This is a genomic window from Nostoc sp. (assembly GCF_036916975.1).
In the GTDB taxonomy this organism is placed as follows: domain Bacteria; phylum Cyanobacteriota; class Cyanobacteriia; order Cyanobacteriales; family Nostocaceae; genus Nostoc.
On the sequence record NZ_JBALFF010000036.1, the window covers coordinates 127,177 to 143,993 of the forward strand.

A 16,817-nucleotide genomic window follows, 5' to 3' on the forward strand; every position below is an offset into this window, starting at 1 on the left:
TAGGGGTCTTAAACCCGTTTATTTATTAATCTGCTGGTAGAGTCGCTACCTCTGCGTTATCTGTTTTTTCGTACAGAATTCGATTCTGAATTCTAAGTGCTGACTCCTGAATTATTTTCTGATAAGTCAAATACGTTGGTAAACAATTTCCAAGTCAGAAATTGATTATTTTATCATCTTTCTGTCTTTCTTAACCAGAGTGTATTCCATACATTTAATGATTGCTAGAAATCCCCAAAACCCAAAGAGTCTGCCAGGTAAAATTTTTTGGTCTAAAAGTATATTAGGAGATTCACATTCCATGTAATATTCATAGGAGATTACAGATTTTCGGGGAGTTATTAGATGAAAGTTTTAACTGGTCTGATTTCCAGTTTGACGTTACTGAGTTTAAATGTTGTCGGTTTATCTCAGGTACAGGCTCAAACAGCAGGATTTGAGCTTCAAGAAGTTCTAGTAACTCTTTTCGGAAATGGTTGCCCAAACGGAACAGCAAAGGGAATTTTGAATCGAGATACTCTTTCAATAACATTTTCTGAGTTTGAAGCTTTAGCTTTACCTCCTAAGGTTGTATCAAAATCCTGCAATCTGCGGATCGGTCTTAATGTACCTTCTGGATTGAACGTTCAGCCCATTAACGTTAAGTATCTTGGCTTTGCAGATGTGCCTACAGGAGGCAGTGCTAACCTGAACGTGAAAATACTTTTTGAAGGTCAAGAACTTCAAACTATCGATGATCCAAACGCAACGTTTGCGCCTGGCTTCTCAGCTACTTGGAGTAAAGATGTAGGTATTGTATTAGGCACAATAAATGCATGTAAAAACCCAGTAAATTCGATTTTTGGTATCAATACAAATCTAACGGCAAGAGCTAGAGATATACCTGCAAATCAACAAACCAAAATCCGAATTGATAAAATAGATACAGAAATCGGTCCTGTATTGTTCCAAATCAAATTTGCTTTTAATCCTTGTTAAGTTTTTTTAAATGCCTAGTCAGTTTTGCATTTAATTTTTCACAAAAGCTGTTTCCTCTAAAGTTGATTTACCAACTTATTGAAATATTTCTTCCAATCTCTCTGAAGAAATTTTTGACTCCGTGTCTTGAGACATAGTATTGACAACAAACCTGATAAGCTCTCCTTATTTGAGATGAAACATATGAAAGTTTTAGGTGCTTTTATTTCCAGTTTGACGCTACTGAGTTTAAATATTGTAGGTTTATCTCAGGCACAGGCTCAAACACAAGGATTTCAGTTTCAAAATGTTCTAGTAAGTGTTTTCGGAAATGGCTGCCCGTCGGGAAATGCCCAAATAAGTTTGGCAGGAAATACTCTGTTTGTAGCTTTTCCTCAATTTCAAGCTATAGCTGCATCTCCTAAGGTTGTATCACAATCTTGCAGTCTCAGAATTGGGCTTAATGTGCCTAAGGGCTACAAAGTTCAGCCGATTAACCTCAGGTATTATGGTTATACAAATGTGCCTCAGGGCGGGAGTGCTGCCCTAAGGGTTAGAGGAGTATTTCAAGGGAAAGATGTTCTCAATTCTAGTAATAATTTAAACGCAGACTTCCCGGCTGGCTTTTCAAATGGATGGCTGAAAGATGTATCTGTTACAGGAGATACAATAAACGCGTGTGCTAACCCAGTGAATTCGGTTTTCGGCATCAACACAACTTTGATAGCGCGTGCCACAAATGTAGCTGCGGGGCAGCGAACTCAAATTGGATTCAATGGGACTTATAAAATTAAGTTTAATTTGACTCCTTGTTAGTAGAGGCGGATAAGCGGTGCGATGTAGAAAGTTAAAGTTTAGAGGATTAAATTAATCCTCACAAAAATCAGTGAAAAGCCAGCGCACCAGCCTCAGTATCATACTGTGCTGGTGCTTTTGTATACTGTTATGCAGCTATCTCCTCGGCATCTCCGATTTCAGTAGTACAATTCGGCGAAAATAAACCTACCATTTGATTACAGCCAGAATGCCCAAAATTAAAGCAGGCGTGAATGCATGATTTTTGAATGCGTGACTTCCGCCTTGCGGTACTAGCTACTGGTGGATTAGGCAAATATTCTGGCAACACTTTTCTGCTGTAACCTCAAGTAGCAAGCATAAATATTTTCATATTGCCAACTAAATTGAATAAGACAGGGGGAAGGACTTGGCATCCTTTGGCTTCACATACACGCGTTGTTTCGGTTCTAACTCTAATTGGTTGAAGCGATCGCGTGTTAAATGCGCCATCACCACTTGCCCATCATCAAAAGTTAATTCTACCTGAATTTCCCAACCTAAATGTATCAAACGGCTCACTGTCGCAGGTGTAGTGGCACCGTTAGCAACCTTTTGTAAAATCACATCTTGCGGACGCAAAAATACTTCTGGGTGTGGCGCATCAAATCCGCTACTTTGAAAAATCTTCGAGTTGCTGGGTAACACATTCACCGGGCCAATGAAGCTCATTACAAATGCGGTGGCTGGATTATCGTAAATTTCTGCTGGTGTCCCTACCTGTTCCACACGCCCTTTATTCATGACCACAACTTCATCGGAGACTTCCATTGCTTCTTCTTGGTCGTGGGTGACAAAAACTGTGGTAACATGAACCTCATCATGGAGGCGGCGTAACCATGCCCGTAAGTCTTTGCGAACTTTCGCATCGAGTGCGCCAAAGGGTTCATCTAGCAATAAAACTTCAGGTTCTACTGCCAATGCCCTGGCTAATGCTACCCGTTGTCTTTGGCCACCAGAAAGTTGTGATGGATAGCGATCGCCTAGTCCACTCAATTGCACCAATTCTAGCAACTGTTCTACTCGCCCCTTAATTTTCTTTGGCTGTGCCTTACGAATTTCTAAACCAAAGGCAATATTCTGCTTGACAGTCAGATGCTTAAATAGGGCATAGTGCTGAAACACAAAGCCAATATTGCGCTGTTGCACGCTTTGGTATGTAGCGTCCTTACCGGTAAGCAGGATTTTGCCGCTATCTGGCATTTCTAAACCTGAAATTAACCGTAGTAGCGTAGATTTACCTGATCCCGATGGACCGAGTAATGCAACTAGCGAACCACTCTTAATTTCCAGGCTGACCTGATCAACTGCCTTGAAACTCCCGAATTGTTTGGAGACATTCTCAACTACTATACCCACTGCCGCTATACCTCTGCAAGTAAATCTACAGATCCTTGGTAGGATTACCGTGTCCTACATATACCATATATCGTTATTTATGCATGAATAAGATTTAGCTACCGCAGCTACTGCGATCGAGCAAGCTACAGTCAGCACCACTGCAATCTAGAGAACTACAATCAACAGCACCACAATCTAGGGAACCACAATCATGAGTTATGCTATCTTCATTTTTCCCAATCCCCAATTCCCACTCCCAATTCGTATCGAAACATTAAGGAATATTGCATTTGTGCATAAACCTAAAGGTAAAGCGCCAAATCACTAGAAAGACCGTGGTAGTATGCTCTCGGTAAATGTGAAGATTGGGAGAAAGACCTTTGACACTACGGGTTGCTGTTATTGGGTCAGGCCCTGCTGGTTCATCTGCCGCAGAAACACTGGCAGCCTCTGGGATTGAAACCTACTTGTTTGAGCGGAAGCTAGACAATGCAAAGCCTTGTGGGGGTGCAATTCCTCTATGTATGGTGAGTGAATTTGACTTACCACCAGAGATTATCGATCGCCGGGTACGGAAGATGAAAATGATTTCACCTTCCAATCGTGAGGTTGATATCAATCTGGTAAATGAAGATGAATATATAGGAATGTGTCGCCGGGAAGTGCTAGATGGCTTTTTGCGCGATCGCGCGGCAAAAGTCGGCGCAAATTTAATTAATGCCACTGTTCATAAACTCGATATACCAGGAAACAATACTGATCCCTATACCATTCATTACATTGACCATACAGATGGGATATCACAGGGGATTGCCAAAACCCTGAAGGTGGATGTAGTTATTGGGGCGGATGGGGCTAATTCTCGCGTTGCTAAGGAAATGGACGCTGGGGATTATAATTATGCGATCGCCTTCCAAGAGCGAATTCGCTTACCCGAAGACAAAATGGCCTACTATAACGACCTCGCCGAAATGTATGTCGGTGATGACGTTTCTACCGATTTCTACGCTTGGGTTTTCCCCAAATATGACCACGTAGCTGTCGGTACTGGGACAATGCACATAAATAAGGCCAGCATCAAACAGTTACAAGCTGGTATCCGCGCCCGTGCTTCCGAGAAGCTCGCAGGCGGTAAAATCATCAAAGTAGAAGCGCACCCCATTCCTGAACATCCCCGTCCTCGTCGTGTTGTTGGTCGCATCGCGTTGGTGGGAGATGCTGCTGGTTACGTTACCAAGTCCTCTGGTGAAGGGATTTATTTTGCCGCTAAATCTGGGCGGATGTGTGCGGAAACTATTGTCGAAACATCTAACAGTGGTAGCCGTATTCCTACAGAAGGCGACTTGAAGGTTTATCTGAAGCGTTGGGATAAAAGATACGGACTCACTTACAAGGTGCTGGATATTCTGCAAAGTGTGTTCTATCGTTCCGACGCTACCCGCGAGGCGTTTGTGGAAATGTGCGATGACCTCGATGTGCAACGGCTAACATTTGATAGCTATCTGTATAAGACGGTTGTCCCTGCTAATCCTATCACCCAATTGAAAATTACTGCCAAAACCATTGGTAGTCTAATTCGGGGTAATGCCCTTGCACCTTAATTGAGGGCAAAGGACTGGGAATTCCAACAAGTACAGTACTCAATTTTGTGGGGTGGACATCCTGCACGCTTATTAATCAGGGCGGGCAAGATGCCCACCCCACAATATATATATTTATCATTTGATAGTAAATAGACCATGTTGTAGGGGCAATTCTTGGAGACGCAAACGCGATCGCGTCTCCAAGAGTTCTCCAACGGAGTACGCGCAGGGTATCGCCCCATTTGCGATTGGCACGAATACTCATTCACCTCGAAGGTATAGATTAGGTATGCTGTATTCTTAACTTGAGCGATAAATTGCTTTTTGAATAAATGCTTAATCTTATTTCTTATTTGTTTTTGGCTCAAGCATCGCTTTCTCCAGCACCGCAAGAAGTCTTCGTTCCCCAACAAACAAGACCTTTAACAGGACATCTTGATGAAGTACCAGTATTTAACAGTAATAACCCAGAAGTAGTTCAGAGTGAAGGAATTCTGTTGTCTACATTTCCTCCTCAAGGCAAAAGAGTACCCAGCGCCCACCTGAACTTTCCATTTCAGGGACGGTTTGATTTATTTTCTCACCATATTGCTAAAGCAATTGAGACTCTAAATGATTTGCGGACTCTTTATTTGGGGGTGATTGTTTATAATCCCAGCGATCGCTCTGCAACTATCAATATATTGCAAGCAGCTAGTTATCTTAGTCAACCTGATGCACCATTTATCAAACTTCCCGCCATGCAATCAAATAATTCGGGAGACATTTATGCAGGACCAGGCGATCGCGTGATGAATGATCTGCTACGAGTCAGACGACAGTCAGGATGGCCAGCCCAGTTGGTAATTCCACCAAAACAAAGCCGGATGTTAATGAATCATCCAATTCCAGTGCGTTCTTTAACCCCGCCATTGAATGGACGTTCTACTTTGTTACGTTTGTATAGTGATAGTCCAGTTTATATGGCGAACCTAGCCATGTTTGCCAAACCCAATCCTGATGGTAGTGAACGAGCGCCCACTTTAGAAGAATGGGAGAATTTGTTAGAAAATGGTGATTTTGCAGGCCCGCGTGAACAGGCTCCCAGTCCTCCAGATCACCTTGCAGGGGCAAAAGAAATTTACGGACGGGTAGCGGGGGTAGCTATTGGCTCTCGTTGGCAAGTACAAGTTACTAACGAAAATAGTTCATACCTGACAATTCCCGAATCAGGACAAGCTTTTTCTTACGGTTTAAGTACACTTTTGGCAGGCAAAATGGGTACTGGACAAAACCAAACTGCTAAACTAGTGGCGCGTTATCCTGGTACTGCTTACGAAGCTCATGGCAACTACGGCATTGAATACAACATTTCTCTACCATTAATTAATAATACCCATAAGCCGCAAACTATAAAGGTACTTTTCCAAACGCCTATCAAAGAAGATGAGTTAAGTAAACCAGGGCTTCGCTTTTTTTCACCACCCCAACCATCTGTCTTTTTCCGTGGCACAGTTCGTATTCGCTACAATGACGATAATGGCTTACCTAGAACCCAATACTGGCATTTAGTTCAACAACGGGGACAGATGGGAGAACCGCTTGCTCAATTAAAAATATCCCCTGGCCAAGAGCGATTGGTAGAAGTGGATTTTCTCTACCCACCTGATGCTACGCCCCCTCAAATGCTGACAATTCAAACTGTAGACCATACTTAACAATTCAAAATTCAAAATGATGCTCTCTAAGAGACGCTCTTGCTAGCTTGCTTCGACGTATGAGTACATGGACTCGCTAGCCCTGCGCTAACAAAGTTCTTGCATGAATTAAAAGCCCTCACCCTAAATCCCTCTCCCAAGCTTGGGAGAGGGACTTTGAAATTCTCTCCCCGAATCCCAAAATTGGGATTCGGGGTTGGGGGATGAGGGCTAGTTTTGCATTCGTGCAAGATATCTATTACATAAGGGGATTTAAACTCTGACTGAAACTGAGCGGAGGCGGCAGCCCTCTGGGAACCAGTTAGGGCAAGGGCTATATCTGAACTTAGTAAAGCTTTGCGTTCTCAGTCTTATGGAATACAGGTCTTTAGTTTAGTGCAATTTCTGATAAAACAGATGTGGAACTGAATCTGCTGGGGCAAAATAGAAAACATGACGATTGAATCCAATTCCTCTAATCTACCAACCCCAGAACCAGTCCCCGAAAAGGATTTGCAGCCGGATGATTTTGACGGTAGCGTAACTGAGAAAAACCTAAGCTCAGAAGTACTAGCGACACAACAAGCACTAGCTGCGATCGCATCTTTGAAATCTCCGCAATATACAACTGCTCTAAAACTTGCCCATTCTGACTTTCAGCAACCTACTACCAAGCAATTTTTAGTTAAGCCAAGGGCATTACTAATTACTTTAATAGCGATCGCCATCACTTTCATTGGAGTTATCCTCAATAACTGGATCGTCGGCATGATCGGAACGCTGATAACTTTGCTGTTATCCCTAGCGATATTATTGCCTTGGTTGCAAAAAGCCTTATACGAGTGGTTTTCACCCGAAGAACGCACCCTGTTTGTTGCCATTTTGGGACTAATAGTAGCGATCATCGGCTTGATCAAGTTTACAGGTGTAGGCGATCGCTTGCTTGTTTGGGGACGTCAAATTAACTGGGACGTTTCTGGAACCCTAGCAGAATGGTTTGGGGCATTGGGGCAAATTCTGATCGCTGTCATCGCCGTTTACGTGGCGTGGCGACAATATGTTATTTCTAAAGACTTGACAATTCAGCAAAACCTGCTCACAGTTCAGCAAAATATTATCACCCAGCAACAGACAATTGATTCCTATTTCCAAGGCGTTTCAGACTTAGTATTAGATCAAGAAGGATTATTAGAAGATTGGCCTCAAGAGAGAGCGATCGCTGAAGGACGCACTGCGGCAATTTTAAGTAGTGTAGATGGCAGTGGTAAAGCGAAAATTCTCCGCTTTCTCTCACGTTCCAAGTTGCTCTCACCCTTACAACGCGATCGGCTATTAGGTCGAGCCATTCTCGATGGGAGTGGCGGATATGCAGAAGACCGCCTAGAAGGTGTGCGTGTCATCGATTTAGGCGTAACCCTAGCCGCCGCAGACCTTTCTGGTACTGATTTACGTTGGACTGACTTGAGCGAAGCTAATCTTGTCCGCGCTAATCTGAGCGGTTGTGATTTAGTAAAAGCCAACCTCTCCCGCACAATTTTATATAGTGCTAATCTCAGTGGTGCGGATATGAACGGGATTCGCCTATTTTACGGTGTAGTGGATAAAGCATCACCTCGCAGTCGCACTCAACCACCAAATTATCAAACCGGCGAACACACTGGCGCTGTGGTGGAAAATGCCGATTTCACCAATCTACAGAGGATGTCTGAGTCTACACGTAACTACTGTTGTGCTTGGGGTGGTGAAAAAACTAGAGGTACTATTCCTGGTGGTTGTGAAGGTATTCCTAATAAGTTGGGAAGATAATACTAGATAAAAAATTAGTTAGCCGCATTAAAAATCTGCTGTGCAGTTAAATTTAATTGGGGAAATGTAGGTGATGAAATGGCAGTGTTACCTTGAAACGCTGTCATTTGATATTCACCATCAACTAATTCGCATACAAAAATAGTCGGTTGTTTGGGATTGCCGATAAACTTTCTTGCACCCAATGCAGCATAATCAGCAATCCAATATTCGGTAATGCCCATTTCCTCATAATCTCTAAATTTATTGTAGTAATCATCTCGCCAGTTGGTTGAAACAACTTCGATGACTATTGGAACCGATGCTGCTTGGCTTACTGTTGACTGTTTTTGAAAAAGCGGTTCATTGTCGAGATTATCAAGATTTAGCAGCAACACATCAGGCAAATAAGCCGATTCGGCAGAAGGAGTTTGGATCAATGCAGTTTTGGGGATTCCATAGGGTAAATTAAGACGATCAAACTCCACGGTTAATTTCCGCGACAAAAACCCAATAACTTTCTCATGTTCTCCGGTTGGGGGTGGTATTTCAACAATTACTCCTTTGTGCAATTCATAGCGTTTTGCATCGTTGGGATACCATTCGATAAATTCATTGAAGGTTAGTAATTTGGGCAACGCTTGGGTCATAATCTTACCTCCATATATGTTTGTCCACGGAGGTGGACTTCGTTTGTATAGCCGCGATTTCTAATCGCCAGGACTAGGTGCAATATGTGAGACTACCTTTGATCAGGCAAAAGTCAATTGACTAATACGCTTCAAAATCTGGAGTACATTATATAACTCATTCCCACGATTACGGACATCAAAAATATCGGAAGTGGCATAGCGAGGAGGATGACCTTTGAGCAGTTTAATGAGCATAAAACTACCACCAGAAGTAATCATCCCAAATACTACATCTTGTGACTGGGGAGCAGCTAGCATATATGCCAAAATTTGGTCAAGTCCTGCTTCTACAGAATAAGCAACCTGTTTACACTCAATAACTGTTACCCAGAATTTTTGATTTAGAAGTAAGAAGTCAATTCGTCCTTTGATGATAGTTTGCTTGTCTTCTGTTTCAATCTCGATAGATTTCTCTAATTTGACGTGAAAAGGAGGTAAATAAAACTTGCCAATGAATAGCAATGGCGATAAAACAATCGTGTTAACTGCATTTTCTAATAAAGGCGGATAGTTTCGTAAATTTATGTAACCTGCCTTTATTTGATCCAATAGCTGCTTTTCTAAACTTGTCAGTTTTGGTAGCTCATCTTGCCACTCTCGAAAGAATTCTTCCGAATCAACTAATTCTAATCCATAGAGCAATATTAGTTGCTCAAGTGTGACGTTTTCCGCAGCAAGAGTTTGAACCATAATGTTAATCAAGGAGTAGAAAAATCTACCAGTTTAGTAATTCTCCCCTTCAGGTAGGGTGAGAATTTCAACGCCATCTTCAGTTACAGCTAAGGTATGCTCACATTGAGCAGAAAGCTTACGATCGCGCGTAACAGCAGTCCATTTATCCCCCAGAACCTCGACTTCGTAAGTACCTTCGTTAATCATTGGCTCAATAGTAAAAACCATCCCTGGTCTGAGGCGCTTGCCCTTACCGCGTGTACCATAATGGGGAACATCCGGCGCAGTGTGAAAAATGTTACTGATGCCGTGTCCAACGAAATCTCGCACTACAGAAAAGCCTTCTGCTTCAGCATACTCTTGAATGGCTGCACCAATATCGCCAATGCGTCCCCCAGGTTTGACTTCAGCAATACCCAAGCGCAAACACTCCTCTGTCACCTCTACCAACTTTCTCGTTTTTGGGGAAGGAGTACCAACAAAGAATGTCTTAGATGTATCGCCGTGATAACCCTCAACAATCGGCGTTACATCAATATTAATAATGTCACCATCCTTGAGAATTTGCTTGGCGTTGGGAATGCCGTGACAAATTACCTCATTTACACTGGTGCAAATTGATTTAGGATAACCCTTATAACCAAGAGGTGCGCTTTTTGCTCCATGCGCTTGTGTCCAACGTTCGGCTTCATCATTTAGTTCAAGAGTGCTAACCCCAGGCTTGACAAACGGTTCGAGATGCTGGAGAAGTTTAGCAGCTAAACGCCCAGCTTGACGCATTTTGTCTAATTCTCGTTGGGATAAAATAACAATTAGTTCGGTTTTCATTAACTTTTATCTAAACTATCTTTCATAAACATAGTTAACCCTGTCTGTGCTGCTCTTTGTGCAGCATCAGCAACATGCAGGGTATACAAGCTCTCCTCTGGGGTAACGTACAAAGGAGTGCCATCAAAAAGATGATCTAAAACCATACTCGTGTCTTTGGCGAATAAACCCCGGCGAGGCGCAACCTCTATAGGTGTTGTTTCCCCTGGCTGGATGAATAATCCGGTGTCGCCATCAAAAATTAAACCTCCTTTTTCCCCGTGAACTTCAAACTTGCGTTCTGATTGCCAAATAGTTTCGCCTTTGCCATAGACTACTTGCGCTAAAAGTCCGCTAGTAAAGTAGAGTTGACTAGTGCAAAAACAAGTTTGGTAATATTCTGGTTCTATTTCCCAATATCGCTGGTGACAGTTTACAGTCAATACTTTACCAAATAAATCGGTAAGACGATGTAGGCGAGACAAGGCACCAATTAAGGGAAAACCGAACAACTCGTGGTTATAAGTCCATTTGCGGGGTGCAGGATTTTGGGGATTGATAGTGCTGTAGCGAACATAAAACACTTCGCCAATTTTGGCTAAGTTTTGCTTTAGGGCTTGATGCAAACCACCCAAAAGTTCTAGGTGTTCAACGTGCAGGAGTTTTTGTTGTGCTTTGGCTAAGGCAATTAGTTCTTCAGCTTCGACTACATCCAACGAAAGCGGATATTCTACAACCACATGTTTGCCGTTGGTAAGTGCTGCACGAGCGATCGCACCATGAGCTCGATTAATAGTGCAAATCAGCACCAGGTCTATATCTTCACGCTTTACTAGCTCTTGCCAAGAACTCAACGCTTCAATTTCGTACTCTTTGGCAAAGGTTGCTGTTGTTTCTGCGGTATGACCAACAACTGCGACTAAGAGCGATCGCATTCCCTCATTATGGAGCAATGCCTCAGCTCGAAACTTTGCCACATACCCAGTACCCACCAAACCTACACGCACTTTTGCTTTTTCCAAAGCTGCTTCTGAATTATACATGATCCTCACTAGTTCTATTTTTGATTCTTTCACGCTTCTAGTGGTGAGATTGTCTCTTCATCAAAAATCACATTACTTCACCAGTTTAGACTCTACAACATTCGTACTAGGGCATGTTTTCAAAACTATAACCACAAAAAATCAAGGCGATCGCGCAACCAACGTCTTTGGCGCGGACGCGCTACGCATAGCTAGCTTAAGACAAGGGTACGGCAAGGCAACTCTTAAAGAGGCTACGCCAACGCACTTAAATTTACGGAGTTGCTACGGTATTCTTTAGATTACTAACTCCAGCCTTATTTCTTGCTCATGATATTGAGAAAATCTCTAAGATATCCAATGAAACAGCCTTAATTTTGAAAGCAAGTTGGGGATCTGTTCTGCGTAAATCCTACAAAATATAGGTGGCATTAATCCTACCTAGATTTTTTATCCATTAAGATAATTTTTTCTAATTACAGCCTGACTAAGACCAAAAATAATATAAATAAAACTTATCAGGATTAAGCAACTAAATTTCATTACTAATCGGGTTCAATTTCCAGTTACATCGTTTAATTTTTCTCGTAGTATCAGAATTGAAGCAAATTTGAATAAGCGGCTAATTCGATGAAAAGCCGTGACCTTTGCCTAAAGATAACTTATACTACCGTTTGCAAAAGAGAGGATTAGTCAATGCCAACCTATAAAGTGACACTAGTCAACGAGGCCGAAGGACTGAACCAAACCCTTGATGTTGATGACGATACCTATATTCTAGACGCTGCCGAAGAAGCTGGTCTTGACCTGCCTTACTCTTGCCGCGCTGGTGCTTGCTCGACCTGTGCAGGTAAACTCGTAAAGGGTACCGTCGATCAAGGTGACCAGTCATTCTTGGATGACGATCAAATCGAAGCTGGATATGTACTGACTTGTGTTGCTTACCCTACCTCTGATGTGACAATCGAAACTCACAAAGAAGAAGAACTCTACTAAGAGTTAGGACTCTCAACAATAAACCTCTTGCAAGAGTAAATAATGTTGAAAAAATAGAAGCACCGCATTTAGTGTCAACGCCTTCTCAATGCCGTGTCTATAAACCGACTTTGATAAAAAGCCTAATTTAATGTTGAGCAGGAACACAAAGTTTACTGTGTTCCTGCTTGATTTTTTAAGTATGAAATTTCCCGATTAGCTTAAAGTTTTGTCTCTTTGCTAAAAATCTGAATCTGAGTACCAGGATAGTAAAATTGGAGAATTTTTGGACTTGACCAACCTAATTTAGCTAAATTTTGAGCGCCAGTTTGACTCAAGCCGACTCCATGTCCTAATCCACCACCAATAAAGGCGTATCCCCACAGTTCGGCTTTGCCTTTATTCAGGGGTTGTATGTAAAATAGCGTACTTTTAGGAGCAGCAAAGGCACTACGAACTTCGTCTTTGTGGAGAACAAAGGTGCTGTTATCAGTTTTAACGGCAAGTTCAAGGATACGCCCACTCTGGCTTCGCTTCACTACTGCCATAGCTTGAATTGTCTTAAATTTGGCATAAGGACTGTTTTTAACCTGCAAAAATTTCTGCAAGTCCTTGGTAATATCCTCTAAAGAGGTTTCCTTATGCCAACGAAACATATCCCACTTGCTTTCATTAAATCCTTCTTTGATATTAATAAATTTTTGGAAGTTCTTTTCATCTGCTAAACTCTGCTTAGATAAGTTCCAAAAAGTAGTTGCAGCATCCAGTACAGGGCGCAGATAGGGACGATCATCACCATTCCAGACATCGCTGAAGGAGGCGGTAACACCACCAGTAGTGGAAGAATAAAGGGCATCTACTAGTTCGTTTTTATAGGTTACTACCTTACCCCTGGTTGAGGCGATCGCTTTGTCTGTTTTCACCCCTGCTCCATTCAGCCCATAATAAACTTGACAGTGAGTATCAGCACACAACTGATAGTTATCTGCTGCGAACCTGCGTAAATTTCTTAAAGCATAAGTCCGAGCGAGAATTGCTTGGGCTTCTAGCGCGGCTGTTGGTGCATCTGCGCCTATTTCATAAGGCACAACCCCACGCAAATAAGTTTCTAAAGGAACTTCATTAACTAAAGTGTACGTGCCATAAGCATTTGGCTGCAAATTCATTCGCCCAGCATACAGACGAGCAAACTCTTGTTTTTCGCTTTTATTCACCCGAATCAAGTTTTTATCAGTACTGATTTCCAAATCATTTGGGCTATAGCGCTTACCATCCACCACCCAACTAACTCGCGGTACTTGTTTTAAAACTTTAGTATCAAGATATACTTTTTCTTTGGTAGAAGCTTGGATGTTTTGCAATAGCAACCGCCGCAGTAAAGGAGTGCTATAAACATCGCGTTTTGCCCAAACCTGCCAGCGTTCTGGCTGGGCTATTTCCACTTCCATTCCTTGAGAACGCCATTTATTAGCACTGTCTTCCGCAGTTTCAAAGGTGCGGTATGTGCCTAAAACGACCACTTCCTCAACTGTTGGCTGGGGTAAAGCTTGCATGACTGTTTCCAGCTTTACAGGATTTTTGGTAATTAGGGTTTGCTGCTTATTGCCCAGAATAAATTTTAGCTTTAAGCGATCGCCTTTTGTCGGTTCTAATTGCAGCTTGGCAGCGGGTTGTGAGCCAAATCGCTGCACAATCCCAATTTTCAGTTCCATACCCTGCATGTTACTCTCAGGCGCTGATGCAGCAGTTAGTCCCAATAGACAAAATGTGGTCAGCACAGTGTGGGAAAAACGCCAAAGTGAAAATTTCATAGCTACCTGATAGCGAACCCCTACGGGGGAGCAAGCTAACAAAAGCCTCTTTAAGAAGTGCGATAGCGAGTAATCGATCGTCTTCTGCCCCTTAATGCGGTGTTGGAGCTGATTTTCCAATTGCTTTGTAGTGCGGTTTTTTTGTCGCATGAGTGCTCCAATGATACCATTAGCAGTTTTGCCCAAACTGGTTGCAAAACGTAGTCATAATGACTATGATTTATTTAGAGACACAAAACAGAACTAGTTGGATAAGCTCCTTATGGTTAGAGTCCAAGAAATTCCATTAAATCAGATAAAACGGCCCTTGCCTCGTGCAAACGATCCAAATAAAGTGCAAGCCTTAATGGAATCGATTGCGGAGATTGGGCAGCAAGAACCTATAGATGTCCTAGAAGTAGATGGACAATATTATGGCTTTTCTGGTTGCCATCGGTATGAGGCTTGCCAGCGTTTAGGCAAAGAAACCGTTTTAGCCAGAGTCCGTAAAGCACCCCGTAGCGTTTTAAAGATGCACTTGGCATAGAGAATGGGGGATGGGGAGATGAGGGAGATGAGGAGAAGTTGCAGTAAGTTTTTCCCCAATCCCCAATCCCCAATCCCCAATGCCCCATGCCCAATTTGCAATCCCCAATTACATATAACCTAATTAGGAGAAAATTATGTCATCGAAAGTAACAGTCAAAAATGTAAATATAGGCATTGACGAGGCGAGTAGGGCTAAAATTGCCGAGGGTTTATCTCGCCTGTTGGCTGACACTTATACACTTTATCTGAAAACTCATAACTTCCATTGGAATGTAACGGGGCCGATGTTCCAAACATTGCATCTGATGTTTGAAACCCAGTATACAGAATTAGCTTTAGCAGTTGATTTAATTGCCGAGAGAATTAGAGCGCTTGGCTATCCTGCACCGGGAACCTACAGCGAATATGCCAAACTGAGTTCGATTCTAGAAACTCCCGGAGTTCCGAAAGCTGTGGAAATGATCGGTTTACTAGTGGAAGGACAAGAAGCCGTAGTCCGAACTGCACGCTCTATTTTCCCTGTGGTAGAGGAAGTTAACGACGAACCTACCGCCGATTTATTAACTCAACGGATGCAAGTACACGAAAAGACAGCTTGGATGTTGAGAAGTTTACTGGAAGAATAGGGACTGGGGACTAGTAGTCTGTCAAGAACTAATTGACGGATAAATTAAGAGTAGAGACGGCGATTTATCGCGTCTCTCTAACCGTCAAAATGAATTTGACAGACTACTAGGGACTGGGGACTAGGAACTAATAAAGACTTAATTTTTTTTTGCCAATCCCCAATACCCACTTGCCCTGAGCGAAGCCGAAGGGATACCCAATACCCAATACCCAATACCCAATACCCAATGCCCAATTCTCAATTCCCAATGCCCAATTCCCAAAAGTTGCAAGATTTAATGCAACAGGTGGGAATTCCTAGTTTTAAAGCGCTGAGTCGCACTGCTGGTGTCTCAGAGCGTCAACTTTTGCGGTTACGCCAAGGAAAACTTGAGCAAATGCGGGTAGATATACTGCTTAAGCTGTCGCCAGTGCTACAGATGCCATTGAATGAATTAATCGCAACTTTTTCAACCGTAGAGTTGTTAGCAGAGAAAGCAGCGCCTACTCAGGAATTATTAGAAGAAATTGCAGATTTAAGAAAAGAGTACCAGCGATCGCAGCAACAAATAAAACAGCAGCGAGAGATATTACTACAAGAACTCCAGCAGTCGAGTTTGCAACTGCTGGAGTCTTTATTATTGCAATGGCCAACCGCAGCACAAAAAGCACAGGAAAATCCCCAGCTAGCAGCAGTCAAAATAGTACCGTTGGTGCAAAAACCTCTTGAAAAGCTTTTACAGGCGTGGGGGGTAGAAGCGATCGCACCCGTGGGAGCAGAATTACCTTATGATCCCCAACTGCACCAATTGATGGAGGGAACTGCACAATCTGGAGAAATAGTCAAGGTACGCTACACGGGCTACCTTCAAGGTGAAAAGCTGCTTTATCGAGCTAAAGTAAGTCCTCTTAGAGAGAGCTAGAAGGCAAATTTTCGCCTTCCACTAACGCCTCCAAAGCTTTTATAACTTGTTCGCGTAATTCCTCCCTGTCTCGGCGACAAAACCGCTTATGCGAACCATATTGCTGCTGAAACCAAATTTTTTTGCTAAAGTTTTTTAATCTAGACAGAAATTATTGCAATTATGTAAGTAATCGGACATAAATAAATGTAAATGCTAATTACTATCATAAAAAAGGCTGGAAGTCTGGTGTTACATAAACAAAGCCTGCTTTTGCAGGCTATTTTGATAATTTTTAGGGAGGATTCCAATTTTGCAATGACAATATAATAAGCTGCCTTTGATATAACTTACACATTTGGGATGCTCCCAATTTTTATTGAACAAATTTCAGTTTTGCAAAAATCTTTAGCAAATCATCCGAAAAGCTGGAACTTTTAGTTGTAGTTTAATATTGGACTCCAAAAATAAGATGTATCTCCGTTATTTTTACTTGCTAGTTTACTAATGATGAGACAATTTTTATTTAACTAAAGATTAGCTTTTGATTAACAATAAGATAAAAAATATAGTTGATATTTACTTGTTATGGTATTACTTCTCAATAAAAATTCAGCATTATATGA

Annotated in this window: 16 protein-coding genes; 9 read left to right on the plus strand and 7 right to left on the minus strand. The window is 42.2% G+C overall.

Going from position 1 to position 16,817, the window contains the following annotated elements:
- The first annotated feature begins 345 nt into the window (after nucleotides 1-345).
- Both V7K73_RS07840 and V7K73_RS07845 read left to right on the plus strand, forming a co-directional pair.
- Nucleotides 346-978: a DUF4360 domain-containing protein gene (locus tag V7K73_RS07840; RefSeq protein WP_334878710.1), complete on the plus strand. Its 633-nt coding sequence runs from the start codon at nucleotides 346-348 to the stop codon at nucleotides 976-978.
- A 174-nt stretch (nucleotides 979-1,152) separates the two neighbouring features.
- Nucleotides 1,153-1,773: a DUF4360 domain-containing protein gene (locus tag V7K73_RS07845; protein WP_334878712.1), complete on the plus strand. Its 621-nt coding sequence runs from the start codon at nucleotides 1,153-1,155 to the stop codon at nucleotides 1,771-1,773.
- 360 nt (nucleotides 1,774-2,133) lie between these two features.
- Here the strand turns inward: V7K73_RS07845 and V7K73_RS07850 are convergent, their stop codons facing one another.
- Together V7K73_RS07850 and V7K73_RS07855 are read right to left on the minus strand one after the other, a co-directional pair.
- Nucleotides 2,134-3,150: a sulfate/molybdate ABC transporter ATP-binding protein gene (locus V7K73_RS07850; protein ID WP_334878713.1), complete on the minus strand. Its 1,017-nt coding sequence runs from the start codon at nucleotides 3,148-3,150 to the stop codon at nucleotides 2,134-2,136.
- 94 nt (nucleotides 3,151-3,244) lie between these two features.
- Nucleotides 3,245-3,379 carry a hypothetical protein gene (locus V7K73_RS07855; RefSeq protein ID WP_334878715.1) on the minus strand — a complete coding sequence of 45 codons (135 nt, stop codon included), beginning with the start codon at nucleotides 3,377-3,379 and terminating at the stop codon, nucleotides 3,245-3,247.
- A 133-nt stretch (nucleotides 3,380-3,512) separates the two neighbouring features.
- Here V7K73_RS07855 and chlP point away from each other — a divergent pair, with 133 nt between their 5' ends.
- The 3 genes from chlP to V7K73_RS07870 all read left to right on the plus strand — a co-directional run bounded on the left by chlP (nucleotide 3,513) and on the right by V7K73_RS07870 (nucleotide 8,197).
- Nucleotides 3,513-4,733, plus strand: coding sequence for a geranylgeranyl reductase (gene chlP / locus V7K73_RS07860; protein ID WP_334878717.1), 1,221 nt, complete (start codon nucleotides 3,513-3,515; stop codon nucleotides 4,731-4,733).
- Nucleotides 4,734-5,047: 314 nt separating this feature from the next.
- The gene (locus V7K73_RS07865) at nucleotides 5,048-6,412 is read left to right on the plus strand and encodes a DUF3370 domain-containing protein (RefSeq protein ID WP_334878719.1); all 1,365 of its coding nucleotides are present in this window, start codon (nucleotides 5,048-5,050) and stop codon (nucleotides 6,410-6,412) included.
- A 432-nt stretch (nucleotides 6,413-6,844) separates the two neighbouring features.
- Nucleotides 6,845-8,197, plus strand: a complete 1,353-nt coding sequence (locus V7K73_RS07870; protein ID WP_334878721.1) for a pentapeptide repeat-containing protein — start codon at nucleotides 6,845-6,847, stop codon at nucleotides 8,195-8,197.
- A gap of 14 nt (nucleotides 8,198-8,211) precedes the next feature.
- On the opposite strand, the gene V7K73_RS07875 is transcribed toward V7K73_RS07870, so the two are convergent.
- The 4 genes from V7K73_RS07875 to V7K73_RS07890 form a co-directional block, all read right to left on the minus strand.
- Nucleotides 8,212-8,826: a Uma2 family endonuclease gene (locus tag V7K73_RS07875; protein ID WP_334878723.1), complete on the minus strand. Its 615-nt coding sequence runs from the start codon at nucleotides 8,824-8,826 to the stop codon at nucleotides 8,212-8,214.
- A gap of 102 nt (nucleotides 8,827-8,928) precedes the next feature.
- Nucleotides 8,929-9,558, minus strand: a complete 630-nt coding sequence (locus V7K73_RS07880; RefSeq protein WP_334878725.1) for a restriction endonuclease subunit R — start codon at nucleotides 9,556-9,558, stop codon at nucleotides 8,929-8,931.
- Between the two features lie 33 nt (nucleotides 9,559-9,591).
- Entirely contained in the window at nucleotides 9,592-10,368 is a 777-nt protein-coding gene (gene map, locus V7K73_RS07885; RefSeq protein ID WP_334878727.1) for a type I methionyl aminopeptidase, read from the minus strand.
- Complete coding sequence (locus V7K73_RS07890) at nucleotides 10,368-11,390, minus strand: Gfo/Idh/MocA family protein (protein WP_334878728.1); 1,023 nt, start codon at nucleotides 11,388-11,390, stop codon at nucleotides 10,368-10,370. Before V7K73_RS07890 ends, map begins: the two co-directional genes overlap by 1 nt.
- A 675-nt stretch (nucleotides 11,391-12,065) precedes the next feature.
- On the opposite strand from V7K73_RS07890, the gene V7K73_RS07895 reads away from it, so the two are divergent.
- On the plus strand, nucleotides 12,066-12,365 hold the full coding sequence (locus V7K73_RS07895) for a ferredoxin (protein WP_334878730.1): 300 nt from the start codon (nucleotides 12,066-12,068) through the stop codon (nucleotides 12,363-12,365).
- Between the two features lie 200 nt (nucleotides 12,366-12,565).
- On the opposite strand, the gene V7K73_RS07900 is transcribed toward V7K73_RS07895, so the two are convergent.
- Nucleotides 12,566-14,305, minus strand: coding sequence for a SpoIID/LytB domain-containing protein (locus V7K73_RS07900; RefSeq protein WP_442936743.1), 1,740 nt, complete (start codon nucleotides 14,303-14,305; stop codon nucleotides 12,566-12,568).
- Between the two features lie 112 nt (nucleotides 14,306-14,417).
- On the opposite strand from V7K73_RS07900, the gene V7K73_RS07905 reads away from it, so the two are divergent.
- The 3 genes from V7K73_RS07905 (at nucleotide 14,418) to grpE (ending at nucleotide 16,212) form a co-directional block, all read left to right on the plus strand.
- Nucleotides 14,418-14,681, plus strand: a complete 264-nt coding sequence (locus tag V7K73_RS07905) for a ParB N-terminal domain-containing protein (protein ID WP_012410090.1) — start codon at nucleotides 14,418-14,420, stop codon at nucleotides 14,679-14,681.
- Nucleotides 14,682-14,817: 136 nt separating this feature from the next.
- Complete coding sequence (locus V7K73_RS07910; protein WP_292830243.1) at nucleotides 14,818-15,309, plus strand: Dps family protein; 492 nt, start codon at nucleotides 14,818-14,820, stop codon at nucleotides 15,307-15,309.
- Nucleotides 15,310-15,537: 228 nt separating this feature from the next.
- A complete protein-coding gene (gene grpE, locus V7K73_RS07915; protein ID WP_334878735.1) occupies nucleotides 15,538-16,212 on the plus strand; it encodes a nucleotide exchange factor GrpE in 675 nt (224 codons plus the stop codon).
- Nucleotides 16,213-16,817: the final 605 nt, after the last annotated feature.

Coding starts and splice junctions, on each gene's coding strand:
- V7K73_RS07840 (WP_334878710.1), top strand. CDS start 346: ATGAAAGTTTTAACTGGTCTGATTTCCAGTTTGACGTTACTGAGTTTA.
- V7K73_RS07845 (WP_334878712.1), top strand. CDS start 1,153: ATGAAACATATGAAAGTTTTAGGTGCTTTTATTTCCAGTTTGACGCTA.
- V7K73_RS07865 (WP_334878719.1), top strand. CDS start 5,048: ATGCTTAATCTTATTTCTTATTTGTTTTTGGCTCAAGCATCGCTTTCT.
- V7K73_RS07870 (WP_334878721.1), top strand. CDS start 6,845: ATGACGATTGAATCCAATTCCTCTAATCTACCAACCCCAGAACCAGTC.
- V7K73_RS07875 (WP_334878723.1), bottom strand. CDS start 8,826: ATGACCCAAGCGTTGCCCAAATTACTAACCTTCAATGAATTTATCGAA.
- V7K73_RS07880 (WP_334878725.1), bottom strand. CDS start 9,558: ATGGTTCAAACTCTTGCTGCGGAAAACGTCACACTTGAGCAACTAATA.
- map (WP_334878727.1), bottom strand. CDS start 10,368: ATGAAAACCGAACTAATTGTTATTTTATCCCAACGAGAATTAGACAAA.
- V7K73_RS07890 (WP_334878728.1), bottom strand. CDS start 11,390: ATGTATAATTCAGAAGCAGCTTTGGAAAAAGCAAAAGTGCGTGTAGGT.
- V7K73_RS07895 (WP_334878730.1), top strand. CDS start 12,066: ATGCCAACCTATAAAGTGACACTAGTCAACGAGGCCGAAGGACTGAAC.
- V7K73_RS07900 (WP_442936743.1), bottom strand. CDS start 14,305: ATGCGACAAAAAAACCGCACTACAAAGCAATTGGAAAATCAGCTCCAA.
- V7K73_RS07905 (WP_012410090.1), top strand. CDS start 14,418: ATGGTTAGAGTCCAAGAAATTCCATTAAATCAGATAAAACGGCCCTTG.
- V7K73_RS07910 (WP_292830243.1), top strand. CDS start 14,818: ATGTCATCGAAAGTAACAGTCAAAAATGTAAATATAGGCATTGACGAG.
- grpE (WP_334878735.1), top strand. CDS start 15,538: ATGCCCAATTCTCAATTCCCAATGCCCAATTCCCAAAAGTTGCAAGAT.